This window comes from Salinarchaeum sp. IM2453, assembly GCF_019693215.1.
Lineage (GTDB): Archaea > Halobacteriota > Halobacteria > Halobacteriales > Salinarchaeaceae > IM2453.
This window is the reverse complement of record NZ_CP081183.1, coordinates 101,407-116,608: the sequence shown is the minus strand read 5'-3', so window position 1 is coordinate 116,608 and position 15,202 is coordinate 101,407. Positions and strand designations below refer to the sequence as shown.

Here is a 15,202-nt window from a genome sequence, read left to right as displayed (position 1 = left end):
TACATGGCGACTGTCGAAGCAGGTGCGCGACTACATGTCGGATTCCAGAATCTATCTTTAGCATACGACCGAATCTACGGTGGTATAGGTATTGCAATTCAATCTCCTACGGTAAGTGTTTCTGCTGAGCCTGCTGAACAAGTCTCCTGCAGCCATGATTTGGCGCAGCAGTATGCTACCATTGCTATAGACCATCTTTCTCTCCCAGGGGCAGAGATCAATATTAAGTCCGAACTTCCACGCCATGTCGGGCTTGGTAGTGGCACGCAACTTGCACTCGCTGTCAGTCATGCAATTGCTAGTGCCTATGATGCTGACCTTTCTGTTCGGTCGATCGCTCCTAAACTCGGCCGTGGAGGTCGCAGTGGCATTGGTGTAGCTGGCTTTGAGGAAGGAGGATTCATTATTGATGGAGGTCACCCTACCGCTCGGTTTACATCAGATCCTCCGTCACGAGGCGAATGGGAAGTACCGCCTGTGATTGCACGACAACCCGTTCCTGATCGATGGAGGTTTCTTCTTGTTGTTCCAGACCTTCCGAAAGGTCGTAACGGAGAAACCGAAGAAGAAAGTATGCGATCAATCATTGAACAGGCAAGTCCCGATGTAGCAAATAAAGTTAGTGGTATTCTCTCTCGTCGCCTTTTACCATCTATTGTTATGGATGATATACAGACTGCTGGAGATGCTATTACCACAATTGACCAGATTAACGGATCTTGGTACTCCGACGAACAAGGCGGGGTATATCGTCCGCCAGTTGGAGATCTAATTGATAAACTTCGGTCATGTGAATCAATCGCTGGTGTCGGCCAATCGTCTTGGGGTCCGACAGTATATGCGCTTACAACTGACTCATTAGCTTCCAAAGCAGAAACAGCAGCAAACGATGCGCTCGATGAACTGGGACTCAATGGACGTACTATGCTTACTTGTCCCGATAATGATGGTGCATCAATGAGGTGATAGTGTAGCCATCATATCTTCTTTAGAATCGCGTCCACGTACTCTGTTTTTGTGAATATTACAATATGGTCATCAACCTTGACAGTTGTTTCTCCTCGAGGTGTGACTGGCTTTCCGTCCCGAATAATTGATCCAATGACCACTCTATTTTTTAACTTGTCTGTCATTGTGTCAATGTCTACACCAACAAATTCACTCTCATCATCAATTTTCACCTCGATAACTTCACCATCCTGTGAGCCGATCATTGAGACTTTTTCTGTATCCTCTTGCCGGGTGAACCGTGTAACTGCTTCTGCAGTTTCTTCCTGTGTGCTCACTGCCGCATCAATCCCAACCGTTTCGAACAATCGAGAATATGCTGGTTGATGCACTAACGACACTGTCCGTGCTGCACCCATTCGTTCTGAGAGCAGTGCTGCAAGCAAATTTTTCTCGTCACTTGTTAATGCTGATACAACAAGGTCTGCCTCCCCAATGTGCTCACGTTCCAAAAAATCAATATCAGTTGCATCATGTTGCATAACCGTTGTATCCGGGAGATCTTCCGCAATTTGCCGAGCACGCTGCTCGTTTTGTTCGACTAGCCGGGTTTTATACCCATGATCGTTGAAGATTTGTGCAGCGTGGAACCCAACCTCGGTACCGCCAATGAGCACAACCTCATCCGGTAGCGTTACATCTGATCCAGTGATTTGCTCCGTCGTTGCACGTATTTTTTCTGGAGGGCCGATCACAATAACGCGATCATCAGCATTAATCTCTGTATCCCCGTCCGGGATAATAAAATCATCTCCGTCCCGTGAAATTGCTGCAATTGTTAGGCTATTTTTTTCATCAATTTCAGCTACAGAACGGTGCACAAATGGGCTTTCAGATGCCACCTTGAACTCTGCCATCCGAACTACGCCATCTCCAAATGTATCGGTATCTAGAGCTCCAGGAAGTCCAGCAATTTGGAAAATTGCCTCGGCGGCAAGCAAGTCTGAGCAAACCATGTGGTCAACATTGTATGCCTCTTTCTTCTCTTTCCATGTTTCAAGTAAGTCCCGACGCTTTACTCGAGCAATTGTAAATACCTCTGAAGCTGTTTTCGCAGTTCCGCAAGCAACGATGTTGGTTTGCTCGTCTCCGGTACATGCAATAACTCGATCCGCATCTTCGATACCAGCCTCCCGCAGCACGCTTAATTTTGTTCCGTCACCGCTCATCGTCAGCACGTCAAGTTCATATGAGATTGTCTTGACTAGATCCTCATCCTGATCGATTACTACTATTTCATGACTATTATCAAGATTTTCCGCCAACGTTTGTCCAACGACTCCAGCACCGATGATAATTATATGCATACAAGCTTTCTTGATTATTGTAATTAGGACCTAACCAAAAGTAGTTATGAATACGCGGACAGGTGTTGATTTACTGAACTTCAAATTGTATCCGGAGTCTCATGCACTGTAAGTGTCACCTCCCGGGATTCCCCTTCGAGATCAGCCACCACACGGCCAACAATCCGCTTAGCCTCTTTTACAATAAGTGGTTTTACTTTTCTCACGATCCAATCTGTTGAGACAAACCGAGGAACATTGACTAAGTCCCACGTCATCGAATTTGAGTCAAATTCAGCAACAAACCGGACTTTCACGGCATTGTTGTCTGACGTTTCTGTCTCTTCTGGTAGCGGCTCAATGCCCCAGTAACCCGTTGCGTCGAGTGAGTTAACTAGTTCCCAATCAATTCTTTTGTTTTCCTCTATACTCGTTACTTCGGATCGTGCTGTATACGTTAATTTCCACCATCTAAATGTAAGGTCGTACTTTGTCCCTGCTCCACCAGTCCCATGCTGTTGTACTGAGTCAAGATATTTGGAGTACTGAGCATATCTTGGAAAGTCAACAAGGAACTCAAATGCCTCTTCTGCGGAAACATATACGACCGTGCTGACTTCAATTCGGTCCACATCGGTCTGTACGTCTGAGAATAATGTCAGTGTGTCGGCCTTCAGTACAGGATGTCAAGACAACCGTTCCGAGGTACGTTTATATTTCACATAACTCGAACTCCACTGCCGAAAGTCAGATACACAAATCACCCATTTATGACAGCCTCCAACGGCTGAAGCTGGGGCCTTCGCCTTGGTACCGCTGTAACGTTCCCACAAACGGTAACCATGAACTTGCACTGCTATCCTTTCCAGAGAAAAAGTCAGTTAGGGTAACCTTGCTTCCGTTCAAAAAGCGTCCAAACTCGATTGTCGATTCTGGTCTGTCGAACCTTCCTCAACAATATATCCAACCAAGTCACGAAGGTCTGTAGCATATACTGTATTGTTATTCTCAACCAATAATATACGTCCCTTTACCCCGCGTACTGTCCCCGATACCATTGTCTCTTGAATTGGGGCATGCTCCAGTTCAATATTGTAGTTAAGATTGTATCGTTCAATCGTGTCAAATTGTGATAGCAACTCTTCCCACTGTTGTACATCCACCGATCGATCTAGTCCTTTAATTTTCTGTGAAACCTGTATTCGATCTCCAATTTCTGTTGCTAACTCAGCCTCCCGTTTTCGAGCAGCTCGCCCGTTCGGAAATGATGTCAGATATGCTCCCCTGTCTGCCCCTTGTTCATATAACCGTTGCTCAAGCCGCGTCTTCTTTGTCACGCCAACCTTGTATATCGCTGGTGCAAACACTGCAAGATACAGTACATGTGGTTTATGACAATTAGCAACCGGCATTGAACAATCGCCTCGACATCGAGCACACGGCCAGATATCGGTGTGTTGTGGACAGTATGGTGCCTCTTCGTTCGTACATGCAATGTGTGTATTTTCTTCGATGGCTCCAGCACACCGTCGTGATTGAAGCATGTACTCTAACTCATTGCCTGGGACAAGTGCCTGCTGATGAATCTCTTTTCCCTGCGCAAACAGTAACTTACTTGATCTTTCTGGAGAACCTACGTCGTATCCGACAATCTGCACACTGTACTATTTTTATTGCAAAGAGAAAAGAGGTATCGATTAACATTTACAGGCTACGTCCCTGTGTCTATGGAGTCGTCGACGGCGGGAAGCGGAGCGGGATAGCTCACAGAAACACATCCGACGTTGCAAGGTGCTTCGGTGACAGATCATACGTGTTCTTTTACAACAATCATATCCGTAACAAATTTCATCAGAAGCAATAGTTATACCACATCGGGTGTGTAACCATTAACAGATGGTGAAGACGAACCTTGGGTGGGACGGATCCTCAGGTGATCCTGCAGCTATTGAACCATCTGAGTGGTTCCAAGCACAAGCAAATATTAATCAGTCTGATATTCGAACATCATTTAATCAGTCGTGGCCAGAGTGTTGGACTGAGGCGGCCGACCTTCTTGACTGGAATACAGTGTATGAGACAATCCTGGATGATTCAAACCCTCCCTTCTACCGCTGGTTTCCAGATGGGGAATTAAATGCATGTTACAACTGTATTGACCGTCATGTAGATGCTGATAATGTAGCCATCGAGTGGATTGGTAACTTAGGCAAGACACGATCATACACCTATTCGGAGTTGTATGATGAGGTAAATGCATTAGCAGCAGCATTGTCAAATCTTGGAGTGTCTGAGGACGATGTTGTTACCATATATCTCCCCGTTGTTCCGGAATTACCTATAGCGATGCTTGCGTGTGCCCGTATTGGTGCGCCACATTCTGTTGTATTCGCGGGCTTTTCAGCTGATGCGCTTGCCACACGCCTTGATGCTGCTTCTTCGGAGTACCTCATCACGTGTGATGGTTTTTATCGACGTGGTGATGCCATCAATCAGAAACGGCGCGTTGATGACGCTCTTCTGCAAGTAGACCACTCTGTTGACGAAACCATTGTGGTTGACCGATTAGGAGATGAGTATCCGCATGCACTCCATGATAACGAGCACGATTATGAACGTCTCATCGACTCTTTCACTGGTACAGAAGTTAATCCGGTAAGTCGATCCGCCGAGGATATGTTATTCCTAATGTATACCTCTGGGACGACCGGTAAGCCGAAGGGGGTTCGACACTCTACTGGTGGATACCTTGCACAGACAGCATGGACCACACAAGCAGTACTTGATCTTGATTCCAGTGACACAATCTGGACTGCGGCCGATATTGGATGGATTACTGGACACTCATATACTGTTTATGGACCCCTTGCACTAGGTGCTACCACCGTGTTGTATGAGGGCGCTCCGGATACGCCGGACAGAGAACATATTGAATCTGTCATTGATGAGTACGATATTAACGTTTTCTACACATCGGCAACAGCGATTCGGTCAATGATGAAACGACACCCTCCAGATACGGACTACGACCTATCCTCAATTCGTCTGCTTGGGACTGTTGGAGAGCCAATTGGAAGTGATGCATGGCACTGGTACCGACAAACGTTTGGAGACGGCGAGACTCCGGTTGTCGACACTTGGTGGCAGACCGAGACAGGGAGTATCATGATATCTACCCTACCCGGCGTTGACACCATGAAGCCAGGAGCCGCTGGACCCCCATTGCCCGGTAATGATATCCAGGTCGTTGACCCTGATGGGAATCCAGTAGATACAGGCCAAGCTGGATACCTAACTGTTAATCGACCTTGGCCAAGCATGGCCAGAACTGTTCATGGTGGCGACGATCGGTTTATCGAAGAATACTGGCAGCGGTTCTCTGACCCAGATACTGACACATGGGCCTACTTCACTGGTGACGGCGCGCAATATGATGATGAAGGATATATTCGACTTCTTGGCAGGGTTGACGATGTGATCAATGTTTCTAGTCGTCGACTCCGTACTGTTGAAATTGAGTCTCAAATTCTTGATATCGAAGGCGTTACTGAAACTGCCGTTGTTGGTGGCCGAGATGAGGCTGGCCGAACAGTTGTATTTGCATACGTCACAACAGAGCAGGATAGAAAAATCGACAAAGAGCATATCCGGGAACAAGTAAAACAGGGAATTCAGGATGCTGTTGGTGAACTTGCTCATCCTGGCCAAGTCATTATTACGCCGGACCTACCAAAAACACGTTCTGGAAAGATTATGCGCCGACTGCTTGAAGATATCTCCAACGACAATGAGTACGGTGATACTTCCGCTCTACGGAACCCGGAAATTGTCGGAGAAATTGAATCAGCACTGAGTGAGAAATAAGTTCATTTCGCTTTATGAAAATATAGCGAACCAAATACAAAATGAAATCTCCATATAGCGCCCTCGACACCGTATATGGAAAATTTGATTTTTAATTCTGTCCCGAAAGCTATTTCATAATATACAATAAAAGCGAAATAATGACGAACTCATCTCGACGACCTCTCACTACCGGAGACTATACAGCATTACGTGATGCTGCTGTTACTCATCGCGCTGCTCTTATTATCCGCCTTGCTGGAGAGGTTGGACTTACAACTTCTGAGATTCCCACTATCTGTCCTGCGGATATCGAACGTGTTCAAGCAACCCCGCCTCAATTTGTGCTGCACGTTAATGGCCGAACTGCCTATCTGCCAACTTCTCTACGACGTGAAATTGAACGCTATGCCAACAGCGGAGGCATTGACGAGGACCAGCCACTGATCGATATTTCTTCCCGAAGAGTACAGATGATTCTTGATGAAACTGCTGACAGAGCTGCAAAACAAACTGGCAAGCGGTCTCTCTCTGCAGTTACTGGACAGACTCTCCGTCAGTATTTTGCTTACTCTGCTCTCTTCGATGAGCAAATCCCATTCCGGGTTCTGTGTTCGGTCGGTGGATGGGAAATTAATGGACCTCTTTCTGAGTACCTTCCTTCAGTAGATACTGAGGAGATCGTCTCTGCATTTGCTAATAATGAGACCACAGCAGCCGCTGCCTCTGAAGGCACGAAGACACTCACCCATGCAATGCAACAAGTGATCGACACTACATCTAACTCTAAACTGACTGAAAAAGTGTGCGAGACGATTGCTGAGAAAGAAGCCTATATCGGAGCTTACTTTGCACGATGGGGGCCCAAATACTCGTCTATTCACGTCCAAACCGCTGATGGGATCGGTCTACAAGATGCGCGACGCTCTGCCTCTTCCATTGATGAAAACATCAGAGAAGCAATTTTAAAATCTTCATCTGTGCACTTGGCAACTCCGGTATCTCAAATCGCAGATCAAATTACCACCGATCAGGTCATTTTTGTCCCTGTTCATTTAAACGAACGTCCGTCTGGTGTCATGGCTGTATTCCCTGTTGAGGGGAGAACAATACCTTCACATGAGCAGGATCAATTGGCACTCTTTGGGCAACAAATTGCACGAACTATTTCAGACAACCGGCGACAGGCACTCATCGAATCCGATGCTGTTACTGAACTCGAATTTGCTTGCCAAAGTCCAAATGCCCCTCTCATCCAACTTAGTCGTGAACTCACCTGTCCTGTGGAACTTGAGTCATTAATTCGCGTTGATGACGCCGAATTTATTTGTTTTGTTTCTATTGAGTGTGCAGATCCTTCTGTTGTCGTAAGGAGCACTGAAGACCTCTCCAATATCCAGGAATATCGGCTTATTGAACGAGGCACAGAGTCTGTATCTTTTGAATTAACCATCACGGGTACCTCTCCTATTTCAGTACTATTGGATGCTGGAGGTAACATTGACTCTGTATCAATTGACGACAATACGGCCCAGCTTGTAGTTCACTACCCTGAGGGGACAGATGTTCGTTCAATCACCAATGACCTTCGATCCCACTTTCCAGAAACTGAACTTGCTGGAAAACGTACTCGGGAGAGACCTTCTTCTATTACTCAACCGGTAGACCGATCAATAAACAGTGAACTTGATGAACGACAACAAGATGTTTTGCAGGCAGCATTCTTTGGTGGTTACTTCGACTGGCCACGTGGTAGTACAGCTGAAGAGATTGCTGACTCGCTTGATATTTCATCTCCAACGTTTCACAAGCATCTGCGCCAGGGATTACATCGGCTGTTATCTGTCGCTCTTGACTCCGAGAATACGAATTAATGTATTTTCATAGACTGAAGTATTCGTTACCTTTTGAATTTATAATAATATATGAACTCTACCATTCTGTATCTCACTAATCTGTGGGTGAAATACTCCTGCCTACTCGCTCCATTCGGTCACTTCTTGAGGACAGGGACATAGCTTGGATAAGTTAAAATACTTTGAACCACTAGCCGTCTTTCGGTTTTAGTAGAATATCCCGCGGCTGAAGTGCCAGTAGTGTTCATTTATTTAGGTGTAATAGTTAATTCGACTATGATTTTTGTTAAGCTATTTAGCGCAGGGGTTTAGTTGGTTGTTTGTATATACACAATCGGAAAGTGATTGACTATGACGGATGATGAACTCGAAGCAAAACTTGGTGACCGAGACTACTACCGGCCACCAGCAAAGTTCGTAGGGCAGGCAAATGCTTCTGATCCTGCCATCTACGATCAGTTTGACGAGTTTCCAGAAGGATTTGAGGCGTATGCCGAGCTTCTTGACTGGGATGAATACTGGGATGAGACGTTTGACGGCTCTAACCCGCCGTTCTTTGAGTGGTTTGTAGGGGGCAAGCTAAACGCTTCATACAACTGCGTTGATCGTCATCTCGATGAACGGGGAGATCAGACCGCGCTTTTGTGGGAAAGCGAAGACACTGACGAGCGCCGTCGTATCGCTTATCAGGACCTCTACCGGGAGATCAATGAGGTAGCAGCTGCCCTCAAAGATCTGGGTGTTGAAGAGGATGATGTCGTAACCCTGCATATGCCGATGCTTCCGGAGCTCCCCATTACAATGCTTGCCTGTGCGCGCATCGGAGCTCCGCACTCTGAGGTGTTCGCTGGCTTCTCCGCAGATGCACTTGCGACGCGTATTGATGATACAGAAAGTGATATCGTTGTAACTGTAGATGGGTACTATCGACGTGGGGAATTCCTTCATCATAAGCAAAAAGCCGACCAAGCCGTTGAAATGGCTGAAACGGATGTTGACGACGTTCTTGTTTGGACTCGCCATGGTCCTGAAAACCTTCACGAGGAAGCCGAAATGGAAGATGGTCGAGATATCCTTGCAGAAGAGCTTCTTGAAGACTTCCAAGGTGCTCGTGTTGATCCTGTTTCTCGTGATGCTGAAGATCCGCTTTTCCTGATGTACACCTCTGGAACAACTGGCAAGCCGAAGGGGTGTCAACATCGTACTGGCGGGTACCTTGCGTATGCTACTGGAACCTCAAAATATGTTCTAGACATCAAGCCAGAAGACACATATTGGTGTGCTGCTGACATCGGATGGATTACAGGTCATTCATATATTGTATATGGGCCACTCTCCTTGGGTACGACATCAGTAATGCGCGAAGGCGCTCCTGATGCACCACATAAGGGTGTCATCTGGGAGATGGCAGAGCGGTATGATGTTGATATCTTCCATACATCTCCAACAGCTGTCCGGATGTTCATGAAATGGGGCGAAGAAATTGTAGAGAACTATGACTTTGATTTCCGACATCTCACAACTGTTGGGGAACCAATTCAACCAGAGGTCTGGGAGTGGTACTATGAGCATATCGGCGGCGAGGATGCAGTTATCGTTGATACATGGTGGCAAACTGAAACTGGTGGACACCTTATTACCAACCTTCCAGCACTTAAAGACATGAAACCAGGTAGTGCTGGTATCCCGTGTCCTGGAATCGAGGCTGGCTTAGTTGATGATCAGGGTGAAGAAATTGAACCAGCGACCGGACAGGCTGGTAATCTGGTTATTAAACGCCCGTGGCCAGGCATGCTACAGACAGTTTATGGTGACGATGAGCGGTTTATCGAGACTTACTGGGAGGATTTCTCTGATACTGAAAGTAGCGACTGGAGTGACTGGAACTACAAAGCTGGCGATGGAGCGGTACACGAAACTGACGGCTATTTCCGCATTCTGGGTCGTCTCGACGATGTAATGAATGTTGCCGGACATCGGATTGGTACAATGGAACTTGAGTCTGCTGCTGCTGAGGTTTCTGATGTTGCAGAAGCAGCTGTCGCTGCTCGCGAACATGATCAGAAAGGCGAGGTTCCAGATGTCTATGTAACTGTTCGCGAAGGCGTCGAAGAATCTGATGGGGTTCGATCAGCAATCTACGAAGCAATTGAGGATGAGATTGGTGCCTTTGCCCGTCCAGCAAATGTCATCTTTGTCGATGAATTACCAAAGACACGCTCCGGTAAAATCATGCGCCGGCTGCTGGAGGAGATCTCAAATGATGAGTCTCTTGGTAATACCTCAACGCTTCGCGATCCAAGTGTTCCTGAACAAATTCGAGAAAAAGTACACGGAGAATAGGTCGTAACGTCTGCTAAATATTTCTCAAATCTCAAACTATGACAGTCAATCATGGAGGTACGTATCAAAATGTCAGAGAATAACAACCAAGATTTTGATGAAAAACAAACAGATGGGGGTGTAGCGACAGAAGCATATCTTGAAAAAGAAATTAACTTATTTAAGCCGGCAACGCCGTTCATGCGAGATCATCTAAGAATTATTTGGATCTCGTTTGCTGCGTGGGTGCTTGTTGTGTTTGGCCCAACAACGGCAACGTGGGTCGCTGAGGAGTTCATGACCGAAACGTCAATCCTTGGAGGCTATCCACTCCACTTCTTTGCTGGAGCGATATTCACACCGCTTGGCGCTTTGGTCCTTGCTGCTGTCTACGCATGGCAACGTGACCGTCTCGACAAGAAGTACAATATTTCTCACGACCCAGAGGCTGCTGAACAGGCTGAAGCATCTACTGCTACTGATGGAGGTGAATCACAATGATTGAGGTTGTCCTGTTGGATACGGCGCTTGAGGTTGATCAATTTCGTTTAGTCCCAACTATTCTGGTAGCAGCCATGCTGACCCTGTTCCTTGGCATTGGATACTTCTTCCGCGTTGCTGCCGTTGATGAACTGTGGGTCGCTGGACGATCGATCGGACCTGTTGAAAATGGAATGGCAATTGGTGCAAACTGGATGAGTGCTGCTTCATACCTTGGCGTTGCAGCCTTGGTTGCAACAGTTGGGTACTTTGGATTAGCATACGTCGTTGGATGGACAACTGGATACTTCCTGCTGCTAATTTTCATGGCAGCACAGTTCCGTCGATTCGGAAAGTATACCGCACCTGACTTTGTTGGCGATCGATTTTATTCTTCACGCGCCCGTGCTATTGCGGCATTCACAACGCTCGCAATTGCATTTGTCTACGCAATTGGTCAGGCAAGCGGAATGGGACTAATGGGTCGATATATTTTCGGTGTCTCGTATGAGGTCGGTGTCATCCTACTGATGGCTGTGACAATTGGATATGTTGTTCTTTCGGGTATGCTTGGAACGACGAAGAACATGGCTGTCCAGTATATTATCCTCATTATCGCGTTTACTGTCGGCCTATATGCAACCGGCTGGAGTCAGGGCTGGACAACTGTGTTCCCGTACCTCGAAGCAGGACCAGAGACTGCTGCTGCTGCTGATATTGAGACACAGTTGGTCGAACCATTCGCCTTTACGAGTTACTATGGCTGGATTGCATTAGCATTCAGTCTCATTGTCGGTACTTGTGGTCTTCCTCACGTTCTAGTTCGATTCTACACAGTTGAGAACGAACGCACAGCACGCTGGTCGACCGTCTGGGGACTGTTCTTCATCTGTATCCTCTACTGGGGAACAGCTATTTACGCTGTCTTTGGTGGCATCCTGTATGATGAATCGAGTCTTGTGGCAACTGGCGGGGAAGGTGAGGGCTTCATGCACATGTCGGGTGAGGATGCTGACGCTCTTGTCGTTCTAACGACCGAGCTCGCTGGGCTACCAGAGTGGCTAGTTGGACTTGTCGCTGCTGGAGCTGTCGCCGCTGCCTTGGCTACAACTGCCGGGCTATTTATTACTGCCTCATCTGCAGCCGCTCATGATATTTACACTAACCTGTACAAGCCTAACGCAACACAACGAGAACAGATGATCGTTGGTCGATCCACGATCCTTGCAGTCGGCATTCTGGTGACGTTGATTGGCCTTAACCCACCGGCACTCATCGGTGAACTAGTTGCAATGGCGTTTGCAATTGCTGGATGTATCTTCTTCCCTGTGTTCTTCCTCGGACTTTGGTGGGAGAACACGACTCGCGAAGGAGCAATCACTGGAATGCTGGTTGGGATGTTCATCTCCTTTGGTGCAATTATCAACGATACTATTTATCCAATGTACATCGAAGGGGTTGATCCCGCAAACATCGAAGCAGCTGATGCATTAATCCCAACGCTGGCTGAGACCGTTCCGGGAGTTTCATCTGCACTAGTTGGTGTTCCAATTGTCTTCGCAGTGATCATTGGCGTATCCTTTGTGACCGAAGATCCACCAGAAGATGTCAAGCGACTTGTGCGTCAGTGTCACAGTCCTGAACCAATGGATCAGATGGACAGTGCAGAGGACGTTGCCACAGATGGTGGGATCGAAGAATCGTCGGATGATTAAATACTCATAAATAACTAGCCAAATAAATTCATATATAGTAGTTGATTAACAATGTACGATAACATTCTCATTCCAACGGATGGAAGCGAAACGTCACAGAAAGCTCTGGATCACGCACTCGAACTTGCGGATCGATATAATGCAACGATCCATACCCTATACGTAATTGACTTAGAAGCAGTCGATATCGGGCTTGGAACAGAGCAAGTACAGCGTATCAAAGAAGGCCGATATAAAGAGATGGACGAAATCCGCAAACGCGTCGAGTCAGCAACCGGAGAAATTGCCAAGCAGGCAAGTGAACGCGGTATCGAATGCATTGAAGGTGCACGAGCTGGCCGTCCACATGCCAGTATCAACGATTATGCCACAGACAACGATATTGATGTTATCGTTATGGCATCTCACGGTCGGTCAGGAGTCCGCCGTATGCTACTTGGGAGTGTCACTGAGAAAGTAATCCGCGTTTCTGATGTTCCTGTCCTCGTGGTAAAAGTCAACGACTAGTTCACTTCCACATACAAATTTCACATAGGGGTAAAGAATGGGCATTGTCGAACAACTCAAAGCACACGTTCAAGAAAATCGACGAGGGATGTTTGTCGATATTGTATTTGCCATCGCATGGGTAACTTTGATCCATGGTATTTTCCAGTTTGTCGATGGACCAGATTGGGCGTACTATTTCTTGTTGGCAACTGGCATTGTTGCTTACTTTGCGTTTTTTTGGTCGCTTGAACTTGCCCTTGAGAACACAGACTGATGTATCGTCCTCATTGACTAACAACAAAACTTGATACTAGTTGCTATTTGCATCATTTGTTTGTGAACCACCTCTACTCACTCACCACTGATGCGGGTCGTTCCTTGAAGATGCAGACCTTGCCTGTAAGTGTTAATCTGTTAGCAGATTGTGAGAGAAGCCCCCACCCTCAAGGACCGACCGGCGATAGCCGTGAGTGAGTAGGCAGGGGTAGTTCACAGTAAGTCTTCCGTGGTTAAACAGCGACCGAATGGAGCGAGTATGGTGTGGACATACCGTCTGCACAGCCCAATCAATATAGTCGGGTAGCATATCAATCAACGACAAGTTGTGACAGGATCTAGTTATGAGTGTGGACCATAGTGACTACCTGTGGTCAGACTCTATTGTACTGTCATAATCGAGCAGGGATGGGACAGTTCAAATCAACGCCTGAAGTGACTGGAACTGCTGTGAGCGTGCAATCGGAATGAGCTAATTAACATGGTTCTTCACTTATAGGCGGATCAGGCGCAATACCACGGCTTTCAGGCCGTGGATACGCGCCGTCACTTAGTGACACATTCCGCCGGCACCGACAGGCCCGGATATTCCACGTCAAACGTAGTAGTTAATCTACCCTAGTTCATAACTAGTTATGAACACAGTACGATGCTGGAGACGACCCGCACCTATGTCGCACGCATCACGAACTACAGTCAGGTTCGTGACGACCTCGACCAGTGCGGGTTCTCTGCATCGAAACTGTGGAACGTCGGACGCTATTACATCCAAGAACGGTGGGATGACGATGGTGAGATACCCGATGAAGCCGAATTGAAATCGGAGTTGAAAAACCACGAACGCTATAGTGACCTGCATTCTCAGTCAAGTCAGCGAGTTCTTGAAGAGCTTGCTGAGGCGTTCAACGGGTGGTATAACTCCGACGACGGCAACAACCCACCGGGCTACCGGAAACGTGGCGACCGACACCCGCGATCCACCGTGACGTGGAAACAGAAAGGTATCAAACACGACGCCAAACACGGTCAACTCCGCCTCTCGAAAGGTTGGAATCTGAAAGACGGACGGTCAGACTTCGTCCTCCCGGAGTACGAAACCCGCCCCGACGTAGAAGTCGAGAACATCCAGCAGGTGCGTGCCGTCTGGAACGGAGACGAGTGGGAACTCCACCTCGTCTGCAAGAAAGAGATTCCAGTCGAAGACGCACCCGGCGACAACACTGCGGGTATCGATCTCGGTATCAGCAACTACCTCGCCATCGACTACGAGGACGGCCCTTCGGAACTGTATCCGGGGAACACGCTGAAAGAGGACAAGCACTATTTTACCCGCGAGGAGTACCAGACCGAAGGCAAGAACGGCCCATCAAAACGTGCGTTGAAGGCTCGCCGGAAACTCTCTCGACGCAAAGACCATTTCCTCCACACGCTCTCGAAACACATCGTTGAGCGGTGTGTCGACGAAGGCGTGGAGAAGATCGCGGTTGGCGACCTCAGCGACATCCGCGAGGATGAGAACGGTGACTCGTGGGAGTGGGGGCAGTCTGGGAACAAGAAACTCCACGGATGGGAGTTCGACCGATTCGCCCGTCTCCTCGAATACAAAGCCGAAGAACACGGTATCCTCGTTGACCGGGTAGACGAGGAGAACACCTCAAAGACGTGTTCGTGTTGCGGGCAAATTCGAGATGCGAACCGCGTGGAGCGCGGGCTGTACGTCTGTGAGTCGTGTGAGACGACGATGAACGCGGACGTGAACGGTGCAGTGAACATTCGCAGAAAGATAACTCAGAGTCCCCCAACGGGGGATATGAGTAACGGCTGGTTGGCACAGCCCGGAGTCTTCCTGTTCGACCGCGAGAGCGGACGGTTCACACCGAGAGAACAGGGAGTCTGCAAACCGTAATATCCCAACGCTTGGGATTCC

General features: G+C 47.7%; 12 protein-coding genes. 9 read left to right on the top strand and 3 right to left on the bottom strand.

The window, feature by feature from the left end; translation table 11 throughout:
* Positions 1–3 precede the first annotated feature (3 nt).
* On the top strand, positions 4–966 hold the full coding sequence (locus K0C01_RS00545) for a beta-ribofuranosylaminobenzene 5'-phosphate synthase family protein (protein ID WP_259372378.1): 963 nt from the start codon (positions 4–6) through the stop codon (positions 964–966).
* Positions 967–977: 11 nt separating this feature from the next.
* Here the strand turns inward: K0C01_RS00545 and trkA are convergent, their stop codons facing one another.
* From trkA to K0C01_RS00530, 3 genes are all read right to left on the bottom strand, one after another.
* Positions 978–2,315 carry a Trk system potassium transporter TrkA gene (gene trkA / locus K0C01_RS00540; RefSeq protein WP_221170140.1) on the bottom strand — a complete coding sequence of 446 codons (1,338 nt, stop codon included), beginning with the start codon at positions 2,313–2,315 and terminating at the stop codon, positions 978–980.
* An 80-nt stretch (positions 2,316–2,395) separates the two neighbouring features.
* Entirely contained in the window at positions 2,396–2,926 is a 531-nt protein-coding gene (locus K0C01_RS00535) for a type II toxin-antitoxin system RatA family toxin (RefSeq protein ID WP_221170139.1), read from the bottom strand.
* A gap of 270 nt (positions 2,927–3,196) precedes the next feature.
* On the bottom strand, positions 3,197–3,952 hold the full coding sequence (locus K0C01_RS00530) for a DUF2797 domain-containing protein (RefSeq protein WP_221170138.1): 756 nt from the start codon (positions 3,950–3,952) through the stop codon (positions 3,197–3,199).
* A gap of 238 nt (positions 3,953–4,190) precedes the next feature.
* Here K0C01_RS00530 and acs (K0C01_RS00525) point away from each other — a divergent pair, with 238 nt between their 5' ends.
* From acs (K0C01_RS00525) to K0C01_RS00490, 8 genes are all read left to right on the top strand, one after another.
* Positions 4,191–6,158, top strand: a complete 1,968-nt coding sequence (gene acs, locus K0C01_RS00525) for an acetate--CoA ligase (RefSeq protein WP_221170137.1) — start codon at positions 4,191–4,193, stop codon at positions 6,156–6,158.
* Positions 6,159–6,298: 140 nt separating this feature from the next.
* Entirely contained in the window at positions 6,299–8,011 is a 1,713-nt protein-coding gene (locus K0C01_RS00520; protein WP_221170136.1) for a bacterio-opsin activator domain-containing protein, read from the top strand.
* 333 nt (positions 8,012–8,344) lie between these two features.
* On the top strand, positions 8,345–10,336 hold the full coding sequence (gene acs / locus K0C01_RS00515; protein WP_221170135.1) for an acetate--CoA ligase: 1,992 nt from the start codon (positions 8,345–8,347) through the stop codon (positions 10,334–10,336).
* A 69-nt stretch (positions 10,337–10,405) separates the two neighbouring features.
* The gene (locus K0C01_RS00510) at positions 10,406–10,816 is read left to right on the top strand and encodes a DUF4212 domain-containing protein (RefSeq protein ID WP_221171154.1); all 411 of its coding nucleotides are present in this window, start codon (positions 10,406–10,408) and stop codon (positions 10,814–10,816) included.
* Positions 10,813–12,510: a sodium:solute symporter family transporter gene (locus tag K0C01_RS00505; RefSeq protein WP_221170134.1), complete on the top strand. Its 1,698-nt coding sequence runs from the start codon at positions 10,813–10,815 to the stop codon at positions 12,508–12,510. Before K0C01_RS00510 ends, K0C01_RS00505 begins: the two co-directional genes overlap by 4 nt.
* A gap of 51 nt (positions 12,511–12,561) precedes the next feature.
* Positions 12,562–13,017: a universal stress protein gene (locus K0C01_RS00500; RefSeq protein ID WP_221170133.1), complete on the top strand. Its 456-nt coding sequence runs from the start codon at positions 12,562–12,564 to the stop codon at positions 13,015–13,017.
* A 37-nt stretch (positions 13,018–13,054) separates the two neighbouring features.
* The gene (locus tag K0C01_RS00495) at positions 13,055–13,273 is read left to right on the top strand and encodes a DUF8119 family protein (protein WP_221170132.1); all 219 of its coding nucleotides are present in this window, start codon (positions 13,055–13,057) and stop codon (positions 13,271–13,273) included.
* Positions 13,274–13,924: 651 nt separating this feature from the next.
* Positions 13,925–15,181, top strand: coding sequence for an RNA-guided endonuclease InsQ/TnpB family protein (locus K0C01_RS00490; protein ID WP_221170131.1), 1,257 nt, complete (start codon positions 13,925–13,927; stop codon positions 15,179–15,181).
* Positions 15,182–15,202 lie beyond the last annotated feature (21 nt).